Origin of the sequence: Nostoc sp. S13, assembly GCF_029379315.1 — a bacterium.
Classification (GTDB): Bacteria; Cyanobacteriota; Cyanobacteriia; order Cyanobacteriales; family Nostocaceae; genus Nostoc.
On record NZ_JAQYWQ010000050.1, the window covers coordinates 26,448 to 45,376 of the forward strand.

General features: G+C 40.6%; 15 protein-coding genes and 1 pseudogene. 8 read left to right on the forward strand and 8 right to left on the reverse strand.

Annotated features, from left to right (window positions below; translation table 11 throughout):
• The first annotated feature begins 2 nt into the window (after positions 1-2).
• From PUQ00_RS16800 to PUQ00_RS16810, 3 genes are read left to right on the forward strand one after another with little or no spacing between them, the layout of a single operon-like run.
• Positions 3-983: an Npun_R2821/Npun_R2822 family protein gene (locus tag PUQ00_RS16800; RefSeq protein ID WP_300418730.1), complete on the forward strand. Its 981-nt coding sequence runs from the start codon at positions 3-5 to the stop codon at positions 981-983.
• Between the two features lie 3 nt (positions 984-986).
• Positions 987-1,877, forward strand: a complete 891-nt coding sequence (locus PUQ00_RS16805) for an Npun_R2821/Npun_R2822 family protein (protein ID WP_300418731.1) — start codon at positions 987-989, stop codon at positions 1,875-1,877.
• Positions 1,878-1,893: 16 nt separating this feature from the next.
• Complete coding sequence (locus PUQ00_RS16810; RefSeq protein ID WP_300418732.1) at positions 1,894-2,922, forward strand: Npun_R2821/Npun_R2822 family protein; 1,029 nt, start codon at positions 1,894-1,896, stop codon at positions 2,920-2,922.
• Between the two features lie 544 nt (positions 2,923-3,466).
• On the opposite strand, the gene PUQ00_RS16815 is transcribed toward PUQ00_RS16810, so the two are convergent.
• The 4 genes from PUQ00_RS16815 to PUQ00_RS16830 all read right to left on the reverse strand — a co-directional run bounded on the left by PUQ00_RS16815 (position 3,467) and on the right by PUQ00_RS16830 (position 7,686).
• Positions 3,467-4,435, reverse strand: a complete 969-nt coding sequence (locus PUQ00_RS16815) for a glycosyltransferase family 10 (RefSeq protein WP_300418734.1) — start codon at positions 4,433-4,435, stop codon at positions 3,467-3,469.
• Between the two features lie 514 nt (positions 4,436-4,949).
• The gene (locus PUQ00_RS16820; RefSeq protein WP_300418736.1) at positions 4,950-5,324 is read right to left on the reverse strand and encodes a hypothetical protein; all 375 of its coding nucleotides are present in this window, start codon (positions 5,322-5,324) and stop codon (positions 4,950-4,952) included.
• A 29-nt stretch (positions 5,325-5,353) separates the two neighbouring features.
• Entirely contained in the window at positions 5,354-7,078 is a 1,725-nt protein-coding gene (locus tag PUQ00_RS16825; protein WP_300418738.1) for an AarF/ABC1/UbiB kinase family protein, read from the reverse strand.
• Positions 7,079-7,530: 452 nt separating this feature from the next.
• Positions 7,531-7,686: a hypothetical protein gene (locus PUQ00_RS16830; protein ID WP_300418740.1), complete on the reverse strand. Its 156-nt coding sequence runs from the start codon at positions 7,684-7,686 to the stop codon at positions 7,531-7,533.
• Between the two features lie 226 nt (positions 7,687-7,912).
• On the opposite strand from PUQ00_RS16830, the gene PUQ00_RS16835 reads away from it, so the two are divergent.
• Positions 7,913-8,788, forward strand: a complete 876-nt coding sequence (locus PUQ00_RS16835; protein WP_335030485.1) for a TonB-dependent receptor plug domain-containing protein — start codon at positions 7,913-7,915, stop codon at positions 8,786-8,788.
• Positions 8,789-8,924: 136 nt separating this feature from the next.
• On the opposite strand, the gene PUQ00_RS16840 is transcribed toward PUQ00_RS16835, so the two are convergent.
• Positions 8,925-11,588: a M1 family metallopeptidase gene (locus tag PUQ00_RS16840; protein WP_300418742.1), complete on the reverse strand. Its 2,664-nt coding sequence runs from the start codon at positions 11,586-11,588 to the stop codon at positions 8,925-8,927.
• 554 nt (positions 11,589-12,142) lie between these two features.
• Here PUQ00_RS16840 and PUQ00_RS16845 point away from each other — a divergent pair.
• The 4 genes and pseudogenes from PUQ00_RS16845 to PUQ00_RS16860 all read left to right on the forward strand — a co-directional run.
• The gene (locus PUQ00_RS16845) at positions 12,143-13,828 is read left to right on the forward strand and encodes a DUF3352 domain-containing protein (protein WP_300418743.1); all 1,686 of its coding nucleotides are present in this window, start codon (positions 12,143-12,145) and stop codon (positions 13,826-13,828) included.
• Between the two features lie 186 nt (positions 13,829-14,014).
• Entirely contained in the window at positions 14,015-14,935 is a 921-nt protein-coding gene (locus PUQ00_RS16850; RefSeq protein WP_300418745.1) for a class I SAM-dependent methyltransferase, read from the forward strand.
• A complete protein-coding gene (locus tag PUQ00_RS16855) occupies positions 14,928-15,923 on the forward strand; it encodes a PrsW family glutamic-type intramembrane protease (protein ID WP_300418747.1) in 996 nt (331 codons plus the stop codon). Before PUQ00_RS16850 ends, PUQ00_RS16855 begins: the two co-directional genes overlap by 8 nt.
• A gap of 5 nt (positions 15,924-15,928) precedes the next feature.
• Positions 15,929-16,075: pseudogene (locus tag PUQ00_RS16860) on the forward strand (Uma2 family endonuclease); the annotation flags it as partial.
• A 78-nt stretch (positions 16,076-16,153) separates the two neighbouring features.
• On the opposite strand, the gene PUQ00_RS16865 reads toward PUQ00_RS16860, so the two are convergent.
• From PUQ00_RS16865 to cysK, 3 genes are all read right to left on the reverse strand, one after another.
• A complete protein-coding gene (locus tag PUQ00_RS16865; RefSeq protein WP_300418749.1) occupies positions 16,154-17,026 on the reverse strand; it encodes a 6-carboxytetrahydropterin synthase in 873 nt (290 codons plus the stop codon).
• Between the two features lie 121 nt (positions 17,027-17,147).
• Entirely contained in the window at positions 17,148-17,849 is a 702-nt protein-coding gene (locus PUQ00_RS16870) for a J domain-containing protein (RefSeq protein ID WP_300418751.1), read from the reverse strand.
• A 15-nt stretch (positions 17,850-17,864) separates the two neighbouring features.
• The gene (gene cysK, locus PUQ00_RS16875; RefSeq protein WP_300418753.1) at positions 17,865-18,827 is read right to left on the reverse strand and encodes a cysteine synthase A; all 963 of its coding nucleotides are present in this window, start codon (positions 18,825-18,827) and stop codon (positions 17,865-17,867) included.
• Between the last annotated feature and the right edge of the window lie 102 nt (positions 18,828-18,929).

Genomic DNA, 18,929 nt, shown 5'->3' on the forward strand with positions numbered 1-18,929 from the left:
TTATGAATGGTATTTGCACCCTTGCCAATGATTATGTTTTCGATCAACTGGTGGCTTTGCTCAACAGTATTGATATTATCTTGGGTTCAGAAACTCCTGTTTGTATCTATCCTTTCGATGATCAGACACAGCGAATTGCTGATGAAATAGCTAAACGCCCTAATGTATTTCTTTACGATAATCAAGAATCAATCAATCTCTGGGATCAATTTATGCTGACAGCAGCACCAGAACGATTGAATCGCAGTAAATTCCGTTTGTATGGCGCTCACCGTCGTTTTTGCGCTTTTGATGGCCCATTCGATAAGTTTATCTATTTAGATGCAGACACCTTGGTGATGAACTCACTAGCGACAGTGTTTGAAAAACTAGATAGTTATGATTTTGTTGTCTACGATTTCCAATTTAAAGACGTTAGTAAAATATATAATGTTAATTCTCCAAAATTAATAGAAGTTTTCGAGCAAAAACGCATTGATTCCGAAATATTTTGCTCAGGCTTTTATGGCGCAAAACGGGGAATATTTAACTCAGAACAAAGAGATTGGCTGATATCCCATTTACAAAATGGTGAAGCGGAAATTTTGTATGGCGGTGCTGGCGAACAACCACTGATAAACTATATGGTAATGAGGTCTAATCTTTCTATTTATAACTTTGCTCGCCAACTGCCAGATAATAAAAAAACAGGATGTTCTGCCACATCTAAGCATTTCGAGGAACGAGAGCATCTTCTTTATGACAAAGGTAATCGACTAACTTACATTCATTACATTGGTATTCCTCCTAATATCAATCAAGCAGTCTGTGCTGGAGAAAATATCGAGTTTCCCTATCGAGATTTATTTCTCTACTATCGTTATTTACACGAGCCGGAGAAGCATCCAGTCTTTAAAAATCCTCCTAAGAGTTATAATGACGCTCCAACACCAAATTTACTTACAAGAGCTTTGCGAAAATTTAAGTTAATTACCCAAGGATAATTTATGAGTCGGGGCATTTATATTGTTGCGAATGATCGTGTTATTGATAATGCGATCGCTTTACTCAATAGCATTCGTTACTATGACCGAGAAGTGACTGTTTATCTCATACCTTTTAATGACAATTATCACAAAGTAGCAGAACAGCTTGCTACTTTACACAACGTCAAAATTTTCCCAGATTTAGAACTTATTGAGAAATTTACCAAACGCATCGGAGAAATTTTTGACCGAGATTTCCTCGCCTTACCCAACAAAATGCGTAAACTGGTGGCGTGGTTTGGCCCTTTAGATGAATTTATTTATATTGATACGGATATTGTCGTTTTTGAAAAAATCGCCGAAAATTTAGACAAGCTTTCAGAAGTAGATTTTTTCTGTTGTGATTACCACCATGCTAATGACAAGCTGCGAAATATCTTTTCCCCATTTGTGAAAGAGCAGCAAATTTTTTCCGATGTCGAACTTCAAGATGTTTTCAATAGTGGCTTTTGGGCTTCGAGAAAAGGAGTTATTACCGAACAACAAATGGATGAAGCTTTGCGCGAGTGTGCTGTGCATCGGGAATATTTTGATTTTTCTGAAGGAGTTACAGACCAACCAATTTTAAATTATCTTGTTCTCAAACTAATTTCCAAACGTGAAAATCTCGTCAAAATTCCTGGGGGAGGGCCTGGTAGTTGGGCAGGTTCACAAAATTTCCAACAGCAAGAATACGCCCTCTATGACCGAGGACAACGACTAAAATATCTTCACTGGGCTGGGACGCGAATGAAAACTGGTAGTCCTTATTGGCAATTGTGGGAACACTATCGCTATCTCCATGAGGGTAAATTCGCCTTCATTTCCAAATTAACTCGCCGTTTATTTCCCTTTGTTGCTGCCCGTACTTAATATTAGGAGTATTCCAATGACCGATGGCATTTACATCTTAGCGAATGATGTTGTCTATGACCAATTAGTAGCGTTACTCAATAGTATAGAAGCTAATGCTGGTAGAGAAATTCCTGTTTGTGTAATTCCATATAATGAGCGGTTAGAGAAAGTAAAGGTAGAGATTGCATCTAGAGATAATGTTACTTTATTTGAAAACCCTGATTCCATAGCTTACTGGGAGGACTTTGGCTCTCGTATCTGGAAAGCTCACCCAAGAGCGTTAAAGTTGTGGCAAGAATATGGTTTGCCAGAAAATTATCGCATAGAAAGGCATCGAAAACTTTGCTGTCTAGATGGCCCATTTGACAAGTTTATCTTCTTTGACGGAGATACGCTGTTAATGAAATCACTCGATGATGTTTATCAAAAGTTGGATGAATATGATTGGATTACGAATGACTTTCAATATAAATCCGATTTGAATTATATTTTTAACTGGTCAGAAGATAAGCTAAAAGAGATTTTTCCTATAGAAAATATCAGCAATCACGTTTTTTGTTCTGGTTGGTTTGCTTCTAAAAAGGGTGTTTTTGACGATGCTAATTTAGCCAATCTATTAGAAAAGTTAGAAGCAGGTGAAGCTGACGCACTGGCATGGGCAGATTCCGATCAAACAGTTCTCAACTATTTAGTTTTACGTAGTGGAATTTCTTACTACAATTACGCCTATCACGGTACAGCGACTGGTTGCCATTGGGCTTCTAAATTTGATGTGGTAGATAATATCTTATACGACGAAGGACAGCGGCTGACATATCTGCACTATATGAGTATAAGTTCATCAAACTTTGCTCAACTTTGCACTGGTGAAGATGTTAATATTCCATATCGAAATGTGTTTTTGCATTATAGGTATTTAAAGTCGCCAGAACAAAGACCCAAAAGCTTTAAGCGTCAGAGTCCACTAATCCGTCTGCAAAAGACTACTACAAGTTTTTTAAATCAAAAAATTAACAATATTAAGCTTAATTATCGTAACTTCAAGGATAGAATTACTAAATAATTAAGCAAAATTAGACTTAAAATTTGTTTAATTTATAGCTGAACTATTGCCCAATTATCGGTAATAAAAATTAAAGTCTTTCAAAATTTTAATTCTTAAACGTAGTAAATTCTATAAATACTTAATAATTTTATTTATTTTAAGTATAGTTCTCTGCAAAATGAAGCGTTTGGGGTATTCTAGCTTTGCTTGTTGCTCAAAGTATATTGCCATGTCCTCCATTTTCGACTCTCTGTTTTTGATTCTGACGAATTCGATTCTATTCTTAAAGAAAGAGATACCCTCCATTGCACTCCTCTAACAGGTAAACCTGCTTTAGCAGCTGCTAAACCTTGATGCACGGAGAAAGATGGAGCGGTTATACCCGACCAGCTCATCTCACCAAGCATTGTTGGGTTGACAGACTACTAGCCGCTCAATAGTCAAAGCAGGTGTGAAATGGGGATAAGTAAAATTTATCATTTTTCCCTATTCACCTAACAACGCCACTCAACTCTATAGCTACTTGACTAGAATTGCAATAATCAATCTGTTAAATATTTTTTTAAGATGCCATTATTTCTTTTATTCTACGAACAGTACTCAAAAGAAATTCTTCATATCTATTAACAGATTTAAGCTTTTCATGAATTGTGTTGTAAGTATTAATACATAGATTCATGCGAGTGAAGAATTCTTGCTCAGTCATAGCATTGACGTAATCAAAGAGATTCTTTGGACTGGAAAACTCACTATAATCTATAAAACTATTTTTCGGAAAATCTTCATATATTTTATTTCCCTGCCCAAAATAAATTGGCAGACAATAGCACCGAATACTATCCCAAATTTTTTCTGTGCAGTAATAATCAAAATTTGTATTTTCAAAGCATAGATTAAAGTTATATGGTTTTAAAATCTCAACTTTTCTGGATATATAGTCTCCTTTTCTTGAACTTTCTAAAGATATATTATCAGGCCAGCCTGGCCCATAAATATCTACCTTTCCTAACTGATACCCTGCCAATGCTATCTGGGTTCTAATATACAGTAAATCCAACTCCTTATCTGCTCTTTTTAGACTTGTAGTTTTCTGATTATTTCTATATCCTGCAACTATGACAATTTTGCGATTGTCTAATCCAGTAAAATTAAATTTATCTAGTGGCTTTAAGAATTCTTTCCAATATTCTCTATAAAAATCATCAAAGAATGGAAGAGTGAAATTATTTATAAATATGTCACCTGTATAAATGTTCATGATCTGGGCATCACCCATTAAGAAAAATCCTCGGTCTATTTTTTTGAATGTAACATCAAATCTAGGTTCACTTGTCCAAACAAGATACTTTTTCTTTTTTCTATAAGCTATTCTTAAAGGTCTGAGAACACGCAGATTAGAAGCTAATATGATGTCGGCTAAACCTATATCTTCTGTCATTTCAATCCCTTGATTTTTAAAAAATTCTAATTCATCTTTTAAAACAAAGGGAGTATATTGCATTGGTAGAACTTTAAATATTTTAATTGTCACTTTAAACTCCTGAAAAATTTTATGGTAAACCTGCTTAAAACTCTTACTCCATATTAATTACAGTATTTTTCGTTAGCCCCTCAGATTTATACAGCAGATTGCAACTTAGTTTCAAAAAAAATAGACGTACAATTTTTAGCACTTTTCTAATGTGGTGCAGGTTTTATTTAAAAAATAAAATTTGACTGAAGCTAACATCAAAAATACGTTTAGAGACAGCAAAATTATGCAGCTTGTTCCGATTTAAATCAAACACTATATTTACATATATAATCCGGGTACTGACTACTGTAATAATACCTATTTTTATCCGATTACTAAATATCCCATTCAAGCCCTAACAGATGTGAATAAGTGATTAATGGCATCTCTACAAAGCCTTGACAAATCCTCATACCAGAAGTACAAATGCTCACCAGCAATGGTGAGCATTTAGGTTGATTTATATATTAGTAAAGTGTCCTAGATATCAATACAGTTCAGTTAATCAGAAATTAACCGTATTGTTTTAAATCTATGACATAGAATCTAAATCTAAAGATTGCATACCTTCACGTTCTATAAAGGTCATCATACTTCCCAGCTGCAACCAAACTAATAAACAAGTCAGCAGACTAATTGGTAGACCTACTCCTAAAGCTAAAGAGGAGGGAAAGCCAAATATTTCTAAGCCTGAAGACAGAAATAGACAAGTACCACCAGTTATGCCGATAAATGGCACAAGTAATTGTTTCAGTGAGGAACGCGGTTTAGTATTTTCTGTGCGCTCACTTGGCCATTTCTGCACAATTACTTTCAAAGTGCCAGATAATGCCAAACCAGATGTTAATGCTGTTAGAAAGCCCACAAGTAACAGAAAATAAGGTGGTTGCAGAGGATAATAGTACATGAAAACTCCTAATTCATATTAAAGATTTTTTACTTTTTATTTGTTGACTCGTTCCCAGCAAAAGAGCCAAGTGATCTAGCTTTTGGGAGGATAGCAGCTGCGCCTTCTCTGGATAACTCTGTTAAAATGCCGATCGCTACATTTAATAAACGATCCGGTTTTAAGTCATCTTTAACCAGGTTCCACAGGCGTTGGACATCTTCGGTATGGAGGCGGTCATCTTCGGTGAGAGCAAGCACCATCTGTCGCCGCAGAAATTTCCCTTCTTCCGACATTAAATATTGGAATCCCATCTGGGCTGTGGGCAATACATCAAAGTTGCTATCGGTACGAGCGATCGCAATCAAATTTTCTAAGCGCTGCCACTGGAATTTACCATCTTTGAACAACACATTCAATAATCGCCGCCGTAATTCCGGCGATTCCCCGGTCAGCAACCGCCCTGCTATATAGGGATAACCCACTTCAACAATTTTGAAATTCGGGTTGAGGCTAAGGGCAATACCTTCCTGAGTCACCAGGGAACGAATAATCAAAGCAAACTTTGCCGGAACTCGGAAAGGATATTCATACATCAGTTCCGAGAATTCATCGGTAATAGTTTTGAAGTTAAAATCCTTGACATTTTTGCCAATAGCGTTTCCCAGCACCGCTTCTAATGCTGGCACTATCGGGCAAATATTCGTGTCTGGAGTCAGAAATCCCAATTTTACAAAATCTTCGGCTAAGTCGGTGTAGTCTTTATTCACCAAATGCACTAGCGCATCGACCAGCGTTTCTTTGGTGGTTTCCTCCAACTGATCCATCATGCCGAAGTCAATGTAAGCCATACGTCCATCGGGTATGGCAAACAAATTACCGGGATGGGGGTCAGCATGGAAGAAACCATGTTCTAAAAGCTGTTGCAATCCCGAAGTAACACCAATTTGGATAATTACTTCTGGGTCTAAACCTGCTTCGCGGATGCGTTTAGTATCTGTCAGCTTGAAGCCATTAATCCATTCCAGGGTTAAAACGTGGGTATTGGTATAACGCCAGTAAATACCTGGAACTTTTACTTGCGGGTCGTTGCGGAAGTTGCTAGCAAATTTTTCGGCGTTGCGGCCTTCATTAATATAGTCAATTTCTTCAAATAACTTCGTGCCAAACTCGTCCACAATTAAAGTTAGGTTGTGACCGAGATTTAAAGGCAACCAAGGAGCTAACCAACCTGCTCCCCAACGCATCAGATATAGGTCGCGTGTGATTACCGGGTGTAAGTTGGGGCGTTGCACTTTCACTGCGACTTCTTCGCCACTGATTAGACGACCCCGGTATACTTGACCCAAGCTAGCAGCAGCGACTGGGTTAGGTGACAGTTCGCTAAAACTTTCATGAATTGGACGGTCTAATTCAGTTTCGATAATCTGGTAAGCGATCGCATTATCGAAAGGTGGTAACTGGTCTTGTAACTTGATCAGTTCTTCTAAGAAATCTTTGCGTATCAGGTCTGGTCTGGTGGAGAGGGCTTGACCAACTTTAATAAAAGTCGGGCCGAGGCGGGTGAGCAGTTCTCGCAACTGGATAGCTCGTTTACCCTTGTTTTGCTCAACTTGATCTTGCCATTCGTCCCACTTGAGACTGAGTATAAATCCTGCAAAAGACCAGATAATTCTCAGCAGTCGCCCCCAGGCTAACCAGGGACGGTAACTATAGTAGCGAGCGATCGCATCTGGATTATAGAGTTGTAGTTGAGCAGGTTGATACTGACCCACGCCTTTTTTTGCCTCTTCAACTGAAAAATTTACAATGATTGTTTGTCTCCTGACCCACAACTTACTTGCAAGTTCAGGATAGCGGTAGTCTTTTATCTAAAACAACTAGAACTTTACCCTTTTGGGGATAGTGTTCGAGGTGATTTTAGCCTCTGTTACTGCCTAGATTTGTTTATCTTTTTCTTAATTATACTTTATAAAACTACAACTACTTATCCAACTTTCAGATCATTTTATTTTTTCTTAACCATTGTTTATAAAAATATAAATATTTATTTATGTCTAAATTATGGAAATTTAAAAAAACTCCGATCGCAAGTAACTTTATTTACTAACAGTTATATGGAGTAGTAGTACTATTACTGTCTTGGATTTAATCATTTGAAAAATTACAAGACCCATTTTTTTCTATTTATTGCTTCATAACGCTTCTAGGATCGCCCCCCGGAAAGTTAATTAATCTTACGTACTGATGGATTTGCTGCCAAAGAAAAACTCGTAATCAGCATAATACTACCTGCAACAGTAAAAAGAATAGTCAGATTGAAATTAACTAAGATACCAGCTAGAGCAAAGGAAAGAGGAGCAACACCAAAGGCAGAAAACATTCCTAAACTCATAACTCTTCCTAACATTTCAGGTTAGGTTTGTTTCTGAATCCAGGTAATTCCTACCACAGTAAAAATACAGCTGCAAAACCCTAGTACTGCAATTGTTATACTAGCTAGTACTATATTGGCAATAAAGCCAAGTAAAAATAAACCAAAGCCTTGAATACTCGCAATAGTCAGCAGTAAAACTCCTATTTTTGGAAGATTTGGGATAAATTGAGGTGTGAGTGTCCCTAGTAAACCACTTGCGGGAATTACGGAAGTATTGGCGGCAAATCTGGATACAAATAAGATCCAGATCACTATAGTGGGAACAACACAGTTTCCAAAAGTCGAACTATTTAACAGCGATGAAGGTTTAGTTTTAGGGGTGACACCAACAACACCTGAAACTCAACCATCAGCCGATAGCCAGAAACCTAATGAACCAGATATTGAACTAATTGTTACGGCGCAAAAACGATCGGAAGACGCACAGAATGTACCCATTAGTCTTATGGTAATACCTCGCCAGGAAATAGAAGATGCTCAAATCAATTCTTTTGTTGATATTGCCAATCAAACGCCCAACTTTAACTTTCTTACCACATCTTCCGGCGGTACTGAGTTTAGTAATTACAGTTTGCGGGGTTTGAACAATCAAAATTTCCTTACCGCTCAGGATAGCGTAGCCTTTTACATCGATGATGTTCCAATTGACTATAACGGCTTTCTAGACTTGGCTTTACTCGATTTAGAACAAATAGAAATCCTCAGAGGCCCTCAAAGTAAGCTATACGGTCGAAATAGTTCTGGTGGGGTCGTCAATATCATTTCTAGACAAGCAACTCCAGAACCAGAAACACGAATTAGTGCAAGTTACGGTAGATATAACAGCTGCGAATTCCAATTCTCTCTCAACGATGCTTTGGTTGACGATAAACTATCACTGCGAATTGCGGCAGCTTACAGAGGACAGGATGGATTTATTAAGAACCTGGCTATAAGTAATGAAATAGGGGAGCGATCGCGGTTAGCTGCACGAGCGCAACTTTTATTGATACAAATCATTTATTTTTCTTGCTTCCCCTGCTTGCCATCTGTATCAATCTTCAGGTGAAACGGTATTAGGTGGAAGAATCAACCCGCAAGTCATAACAAAATTATTATTTATCGGTGCTATAAATTTGGTAATTGGTAGTGATTTTGTCGCACTTACCAATTACCAATTAGCTACTTTTAAACATCATGCAATGCTATTTAGATTTAGCCTCCAAGTTTTCTAAACGGCTTCTTAATTCTTGGTTTTGTTGTTTGAGTTGGTCGAAATCTTCACGCAATTGACGCAGGTTTTTTTCTGAACCAATGTTCTTTTGCACTTTGGAAATTTCTTCTTCAGCATAGCGACGTACACGCCCATCGGCTGTTTGTTCGGCTAGCGATCGCAAAACTCCCACTGCTGTAGGTATTTCCATTTGTCCTAATGCTGCTGCTACCGCCACTTGGGTTAAAAAGAAGGTTTCTTTGGCTAGTTCTATTAATTTCTCTAAAATCCGTTCCAAATTAACCGGACTTTGACCTACAGAAATCTTTCCTAAAGCGCGAATTGCTGCTAAACGTAGAGGTTGTGGTACACCAAGTTTGGTGTATTCGATTAGGAGATTTAAAGCTGCTTCCGAGGTTTTCAATTCAGCTAAACCGGCAACTGCACCACTCCGCACAACTTCATTCCAACCCGCCTTTTTTTCTAAAACGGATTTTAGCAGCTTTAATACCTTATCTTCCTTGGGCTTTTCTTCTAACTTTGTAGATGCGTAGGGGAAGCCCGTCGCAGACATCGCCCCGATCGCACGAGATGCTGTTGCTTCCACGTAGTAGCTGGGATCGCCTTTTTGCAATAACCCTTTGACAACTTTATAGCTTTCAGCAGTTTTGATTTGACCAAGTGCTTCCACTACAGATCGTCGCACGTAAGCATTTTGATCTTTTAACCCAAGAACTAAGCCATCAAAGGTTTGGTCTAAATTAATTTGGGACAGTTGTTTCGCCACTTCCACACGCACACCCCAGAATAGCTCATTTTTTAGCGACGCAGAAAGTGCAATGGTAGCTTCTAACCCGCCTTTTTTCGCCAAAGCTACTGCTGCATAGATGCGCGAAATCGGGTCGGTATCAAATTCTAACTGTGCTTTTAACTCCGATATTGGATACTCTAAAGTTACTGTTTTCAGGTAATTATTCCCCACATCAAAACTGATAAATTGGGGCTTATTTTCTAGGGGAAAGTAGAAGCTTTGTTCACGTTCATTCACCCGCACTACAAAAGTTTTTAGTTGTGAGTTATGAGTTATGAGTTGAGAATTATTTTTAACTCCTAACTCCTCACTTCTCACTTCTTCCTGTTGCGTATAGCCAAAACCAATAGGTATTTTTAGATCAAACAAATCCTTACTGCCATTTTTATCTTCAGCAGCTTGGGTTTGAGTTACCGTAATTTTTGCCAAATTAGCATCCCCATCCCAAGAGTAAGCCACTTTAAAATCGGGATGACCACCACGATAAACGTATTGGTCAAAGAGGAACAAAAGATTACGTCCAGTAGCCTTTTCAATCGCCCTGAGTAAGTCTATTGTTTCTACGGTTTTGTGGGCATTATCTTCGATAAATGTTTGAATTGCTTGCCAAAATAATTCATCTCCCAATTGGCCCCGAATCATGTGATAAACACAAGACCCTTTTTCATAGATGTGGCGATCGTAAAGTTCAATAGCTTCCCGGTAAATATGTGTTACCATCGGCCGGCGGTAGCGGCTGCTATCTTCACTGAAGTAACGACCAGCTTGCAATAACCGATAGTAAGCTGCTTCTTCTGAACTATATTCCTGTTCTGTCCACATCACCTCAGAATAGGAAGCCATCCCTTCCTTAATCCAAGCATGAGACCAATGCTTAATCACCACCAAATCACCAAACCACTGGTGCGCCAGTTCGTGGACGACTAAACTTTCAGTGTTGCGGTTATCTAAGGCGGCGCGTTCATCCAGCAAGCATCTATCTGTTAACAGGGTTGTGGAGGTGTTTTCCATCCCGCCAAAGATGAAATCATCGACACAAACCTGAGCGTATTTTGGGAAAGCATAAGGATAGCCATACTTTTGGCTCAAAAATTCGATCATCTGGGGAGTTTTGCCCATGCTGCGTTTAGCATCTTCCTCCCGTCCCTTTTCTACGTAGTAGGTAACAGGTTTCCCCTGCCACTCGTCCCTAATTTCAGCAAAATCACCTACTGCCAAAGTCATCAAGTATGTAGGATGAACTTGTTGCTGTGACCAATGGTAGATTTTGTAATCACCATCTTCTGTGGTGTCAATCAATTCGCCGTTGGAAATTGCCACCAGAGGGTTGGGAACACGCACGCGAATTTCGGAAGTAGACAGTTGTCCTGGATAGTCAAAGCAGGGGAACCAAAAGCGAGAGTCTTCGTCTTCACCCTGAGTCCAAACTTGGGTGGGCTTGTTTGGGTAGTGCTTGTCTGGTTGAATAAAATAAATACCGCGTTGCGGTTTTGCCACCGAGTAGGCGATCGCAATTAGCAAGCGTTTACCAATCTGGGTCGCCTTAGAAAGTTGGATAGAAAGCTGTTCGCCGTCGTAGTCAAAATTTTGTGGTATCTCGTCCACCTGCACAGACTCGATATTCAGGTTGACAGCATCCAAAGTCAAACGGTCAATGCCATTACGGATTGGCAAGAGGCGAATCCTGCAACTGCCCTGATAGCTTTGCTTGGGGATATCCAAGCTGAGATCGAGAAAAATATGCTCTACCTGTCCGGGGCGATCTGGATTGTAGTGTGGTCTTGCTCCCGGTAACTCAAAACGCTTGTGTCCGTTATTATCTGTATCAAAATAAGACTTCGACATTGATCCTTACTGACCTTGTAATTCTGAAAAGTCTGGCTTGGCTGGATGTAGTTAAGCAAAATAGCGGTGTCTAAATGTATTTCCCAAATCAACAGGGCATTATGGAGGTGAGAACTCCCCTTTGGGAATGGGGGATTGAAATTAATCTCACCCGAATTTCCAAAGGTCGGCTGCCGAGCCTTGGACTTCTTTCCATATCCCTCCCGCATTTACTTTTCCTGATATTTTGCACTTTTTTGTCATCGGGTCAAGAGTCTCTTACACCTCGATATATTCTCATTAAGTACAAATAATCCTAATTATTCTTATAACTTAGGATAGCTTGCTGCTGCTGAACAGCCTATTTTGTTTGAGATGAACAGCATATCATTTGCAGATTCACTCCTCATTCCTTGGGAAATATTTTTGAGAGTAATTTTAGACCGCTAACTTATAGAATACTAATTTTATCAGTAAATACCGATCAATGAGCGGAAATGATTAATAAATCCGAAAACTCTCCAATGACACTTGTATAAATCTGGGTAACAATCTGAGCAAAAGAGGATAACAAAATGCCTGAAACTAAATCAAAGTTTTTCATTCCTGCTGTTGGTGCTGCTGTAGTTGTAGTTGTAGCAGGAAGTATAGCGGCTTATACGTATTTTAAAGGCCCATCAGGAGGTAGCTCAGATGCTCTAGGCAGTGCTAAATTAGTACCTTCAACAGCATTGGTGGCAGCTTATATTACTACTGACGCTGGAGCTTGGGCAAAGTTACAACAGTTTGGCACTCCAGAAGCACAAAAGTTAGTGGCAAAAAATCTGGAAGATTTCAATAAGCAAATCTTCAGTGAGAGTAACGTTTCTTATGAAAAAGATATAAAGCCTTGGGTTGGTGGTGTGATGATTGCTGTACTGCCGCCAAATCCTGTGAAACCGGCGCAGTTAAAAGTGCTGTCTGGGGCACCTAATATACCAACAAATTTACAGCAGAAATCGAATATCCTGATAGTGGTGGGAATCAAGGACAAACTCAGTGCCTTGAATTTTGCTAATAAATTGAAGTCAGAAAAAGGGGTGAAATTCCAGGAATCTGACTACCAAGGTCAAAAAATTCTCGAAACTACACAAAATGGCAAGCCGACATATAGCGTAGTTTTAAATAATAGTCACTTGATATTAGCCCCCGAAAAGCAAGCTGTAGAACAAGCAATTGACACGTTTAAGGGACAGTCTTCTTTTGCCAGTAAAGAAGGTGCCGGTAGCATTCTCAGCAAAGGAGTGGATGTCAAAAATAGCCTCGCCCAAATTTATCTACCAGATTATCCAGGTACGGTACAGCAATTAGCAGCCGCAAGTCAGCAGGCAAAGCAGTTACCTCCACAAGCCCTGACGCAACTTAAGCAGATAAAATCTGTGGTGGCGGGTGTTGGTGTTGATGACGCGGGAGTGCGGGTAAAAGCGATCGCCAATTTAGATCCGCAACTAAATAAATTTCAGTATCAATCAACTCCTGGGAATATAGTAGGGCAATTTCCGATTGATACCTTTGCTCTGATTAGCGGAAGTGGCATCAGCCGTGGTTGGGAAACGGTAGTAGAACAGTCAAAAGATTATCCACAAATGAAGCAAGCTCTGGAACAAGCGCGCGGGCAACTAAAATTTGTGAATATAGACCTAGACAAGGATATTTTTGGCTGGATGAATGGGGAATTCGCTTTTGGTGCGATTCCATCAAATCAAGGGGTGTTAGCGAGTGTTGGTTTTGGAGGTGCTTTAGTATTTGATACTAGCGATCGCAAAACTGCCGAAGCCACCTTGACAAAATTGGATACCCTCGCCAAAACCCAAAAAATCAACATCGCCAACAGAAATATTGGTGGTAAAGACGTAACTGAATGGCAAATCCCCCAACAAGGAGCTTTATTGGCGCATGGTTGGCTTGATCAAGATACTTTATTTGTAGCTCTTGGTGGGCCAATTGCCGACGCAGTTAGCGATCGCAAGAATCAATCTCTGGACAATAGCGACAGCTTCAAAGCTGTTACTGGTTCTTTACAAAAGCCCAATGGCGGTTATTTCTACCTAGATATGGATAAAACTAAAACTGTGCCCCTAGTCAATAGTTTGATCTCATCTAACGCCGATACCATTAATATCCTGGGTTCCATTCGTGGTTTTGGTGTTACCGCCACTAGCCCCGATAAATCCACCAGTGAATTGGAGATGTTGTTAGCTCTCAAGCCCACTGCAAAATAGGGGATTGGGCATTGGGCATTGGGCATTGGGCATTGGTTATTAATTCTTCTCTCTCCTGCTACCTCATCCCCCTCATCTCCCCCCACTCCCCACTCCCCACTCTCCAGAATGTTTTCCAATTTGCATCTAGACTGGCCTCCAGCAAGTATGTCATAAGTACAAAAGGCTGTTACTGCAAACTGATTTATGACCGCTGCTGTAAATACTAATCCTGGCTTCGCTTCCCGCTTGGTAAATGGCATATTGGCAATCAAGCCTTTAGCTAACCTAGCCAAACATCAAGCTAGACAAATGATGATTAAACGTGCTGAGAGAATTGGTGTGCTTTGGACGCAAGAAGTCGAGACACTACAAGCGCGTGATTGGAGGGCTGATCTAGCTCAAGTACAAAATCCCCACCTTTCCTACCCCGATTACTACGTCACCTCATTCCATGCGTACGAAACCGGAAATCTCAGTTGGCAAGCCGCTTTTGAGGTAGAATCTGCTGCCTACGCTGTCCACGCTAAGATTTGGCAGAGCGCTGAAGCCCAAGGCGATCCGATGCTGCGCCAAAGTTACCACAATATCCTGAAAAGTCAAATCCCCAACGAGCCACAAGACATCTTAGATGTAGGGTGTAGTGTTGGCTTGAGTACTTTTGCGCTACAAGCAGTTTATCCCCATGCCAAAATTATCGGCTTGGACTTATCTCCCTACTTTTTAGCCGTTGCCAATTACCGCGCCCAACAACGCCAAGCTAAAATAAACTGGCTTCATGCCCAAGCTGAATCTACTGGACTACCAGATGCCTCTTTTGATTTAGTCTCCATTTTCCTGATGTGCCATGAACTGCCCCAATCAGCAACCCGACAGATTTTAGCTGAAATGCGGCGCTTGCTGCGTCCGGGTGGCTACTTAGCAATCATGGACATGAATCCCAAATCTGAAGTTTACAAGAAAATGCCAGCTTACATTTTGACGTTGCTCAAAAGTACTGAACCGTATTTAGATGAATATTTCGCTTTGGACATTGAGCGAACTATTGTTGAAGTAGGATTCAAAACTCCCACTATCACTAACAATACCCACCGTCACCGCACAATAATTGCTCAGGTGAGTGGTTGATTTCTTTCTACTGTTGTGGGCAGCAATACCACCGTTGCTGCTGCTAGGCTACTACTACTGTCGGGTGCCATTTGCCCCACCTCTATTAAAGTTACTGATGTTCTTTATCATCGGGGCAATATCTGGGATCTTAGCTCTTAGCCTCGAATGGATTTTTGAAACTGTAGCTAACTTTTTTGTAGACTGGCATCAGATCAAAGGATGTCTGGCGACAAGCTTCTGCGCGTCTACGCTTCCTGGTATAGCCTTGCGGCAACTTGTGGAAGTAGGCCCAATTGAAGAAGGCTGCAAATTGGCAGCAGTTGTTGTCCCAACCTGCTATCTACAACGCAGGTATCGATTACTTCAATCTACCGTTTTCCTCTTCACTATAGCCGTTGCCCTCGGATTCACTGCCGAGGAGAATTGGATTTACCTTTTTCACGGTACAGCATCAATTCTTGACCGGACTATCGGCACGCCAGTCCACGCCATATTCTCTGCACCTTGGGGATATGCTTTAGGAATTTATATTTCCTCCCACACTCGGTTAAATCGAGACAGGAAGTTAATTTTTTGGGCTTGGCTAAATTCTGTAATCTGTCATGCTCTAGTTAATCTCCTATCTAGTGCTGGACGTTACTCAATACTTCTACGTTTCCTGAGTTATGGTTTATTTCCGTTTCTATTGTGGATGTTTTGGCGACTGGAACAATTACTGCGAAAAATACAAGGTAAACTTGTAATTACCCTGATTTCAAACCGTACACCCCAGCGTCGTTACTGGCAGAGGAGTTTAGTCCTGTTTGCCCTCATGCTGGGTGGAAATGCTATTTTTGGGCTATTTCTCTTAGCTAGGACTCTTAGTCCTTTGAGTCCGTCAAAGCTTTTTGATACTGATATTTTGTGGTTTATATTTAGTCGCTTTTTACTAAATCTCTTTTTTGGAGTTTTAGCCTGGGGCATTTATCGCTATTTGCGACATTCCGCCCGTCGTCGGTATTTTTAACTAATTGGATTTGCGATTCTATACAGAAAAAATTTGAGGTTTATCGTCGTGAGCAGGCTGCATTAAAGCTAGCAGTTACTTTATTTAGTCAAGATGAATTGACAAGTCCTTTGCTACCTGGTTTCAACTGTTTAGTTAGTAAACTTTTCTAGTTTTAGATTCTTTTCATTCATCGGGCATGAGGCATGGGGATGATATAAATTCCCTATGTCCTATGTCTTTTCAATTACCTAAACTCGTGCGAATACTGGCTGATTCACAGCTGCACTGGCTGAATCTGATTCTGACTCAGTACAGTAGATTTCGCAGGAGTTATTGGGACTTTCAATCAGTTTCACTTTATAAAGTTTAGCTCCCAATTCCTGAATAGGCGATCGCAGTAAATTACTAATATAAAGTGCGATATTCTCAGCAGTGGGCACAACTTCTGCAAAGTAAGAAATGTCTTTGTTTAAAAAGGTGTGATCGAATGGTTCGATTACATAATCTTCTACCACTTGATTCAGGGCACCTAAATCAATAATCATGCCGGTGCGTGGGTCAATTTTGCCTTTGACAGTGACTTCTAGATGGTAGTTGTGTCCGTGACCGTGAGGACGAGCGCACTTACCATAAACAAGCGTGTTTTCTTCGTTACTGAGGTTAGGATGAGCTAGCCGATGGGCAGCGCTAAAGTGAGTACTGATAGTGAGGTAGGCTTCCATTGCGTTTCCCATATAATCTGCCCAAAGTTCAGGATGTTCAAATAACTGTACACGCACTAAAGGCAAGTGCGGTGCTAGCCTGTGCCAGATAATCCGTGCAATATTCTCAGTAGTGGGGAGAGTTTGTTGAAATTCTGCCCAGACATCGTTGAGATAAGAGAAGTCCAATTGACTGGTAACTTCCCGTTTAATTACGTGTTTTACATCAGACAAGTTCAGCACCATGCCGTATTCATCCAATTCCCCGGCTAGGGAGATGAATAAGACATAGTTATGCCCGTGTCCCGGAAATCTAGAGCAAGCACCAAAGTTCTCAATATTCTCAGCTTCACTCAGCTCGGGCAACCAATAGCGATGACTTGCCGAAAACTGGGCGCGGCGATTAACAATACATTGCATGAGTACACTGGGAGCAGAATTTAAAATTTCTTAATCTTTTTCTGTTTCCAGCATAAACTAATTCCTAAGTTCTGTGTCATTCGTCATTTGTGAATCAGCGAAATTGCCCAATGCCAAATGACTATGTAACAGACGCTTGCGCCTCACAGTGCAATCTTGTAGCTATGCGGAATAATTCATGACCTGTGTGTAAATAACGCTCATCGTAGTTCAAAGGAAAATAACCTAATTCATCTAGTCCATCTGCTACTTGATCGAGGCTGTAATAGAGGTGAGCCGCCGTTCTCGCTAGACTGGGGGGATTCGGTAAGGAGCGAAAAGTAATTTGTGCTTGCTTGAGGTCATCTCGACAGGTTTTTAAATATTCCTGAAATTCATCTAACAACTCATCATCAAAGGGATCAGCCGCTAATTGCTCCATTTGTTCTTCTAACGAATAAAGAATGGTACAAAGCAAGCGATTTACTGGTTGGTAAACTTGGCGCAGCCATTCCTCAACTTGCTCATCAACATCTCGTCCGGTTTTTCGTCTTGTCTGGTAATGCTTTTGCGCTGATGCTGTACGCTGTTGGCGATCGCTATTTAATTTTTCAGAGTCATCTTGCAGTTGTTGGTCATAATTGCGGCGATTTTGATTGTCGCCTAAAACCTCATAAGCTGCATTGATGCGGATAATCTGCTCGTGATCGGCTGTTTCCTGATTACTGTCAGGATGAAACAACTTTACCAAGCGCCGATAAGCTTGCTTAATCTCTGCAAGGCTTGCACTTGGACTAACTTTGAGAGTTTCGTAATGGTTAGAAACGTGCTTAGAATTGACCATTAATTCAATGTATCGTTAACTGACGCTAGCGGCTAACCTTGCCTCCAGGTCTTGGAACAACGGCGTACTCAAATACCTCTCACCAAAACTGGGCTGAATCACCACAATTAAACGTCCCTTATTTTCTTGACGTTGGGCAACGCGAATTGCTGCACATAAAGCTGCTCCACTGGAAATGCCAGATAGTAGCCCTTCTTCTTTTGCCAAACGCCGACTGTAAGCGATCGCTTCTTCATCGGTGACAGTAATCACTTCATCAATCAATTTTATCTTTAGTACTTGGGGAATAAACCCAGCGCCAATTCCCTGGATTTTGTGGGGCCCTGGCCGTCCCCCAGATAAAACTGGGCTATTGGCTGGTTCAACAGCGATCGCCTTAGAACTAGGCTTGCGTGCTTTAATCACTTCTGCTACACCAGTTATCGTACCACCTGTGCCCACCCCTGCCACAATTATATCTACTTGTCCATCGGTATCTTCCCAGATTTCAAGAGCAGTAGTTTCCCGATGCACTCTTGCATTGGCTGGATTGCGAAACTGCTGCAACATATAGGTATTTGGTGTAGTATTAACTATTTGCTGCGCTCGTCCAATTGCCCCACTCATGCCTTCTATACCTGGTGTTAGTTCCAGTTCTGCTCCATAGGCCCGCAACATTGCCCGTCGTTCCCCACTCATCGTCTCTGGCATGATCAAAATTAACCGATAACCCTTAGCTGCTGCTGCCATTGCTAGGGCAATTCCTGTGTTTCCAGAAGTGGGTTCTACTAATACTGTCTTAAGAGGAGTAATCAGCCCTTGCTCTTCGGCGGCGTTAATCATACTCACCCCAATCCGGTCTTTAACTGATGCCGATGGGTTCATACTTTCCAGTTTCACCACAATTTCCGCAACACATCCTTCTGTTTGAGGAATGCGGTTCAACTGCACGAGGGGTGTACAACCAGCCAGTTCTGTAATGTTACGAGCTATTCGCATAATTTAGTCCTTAGTTATTAGTTATTAATTATCGAACAGAATAAAGATGCCAGTCGTCAGAATACAGGAAAGGTATTCTGTACGACTGGTGGATGAATAATC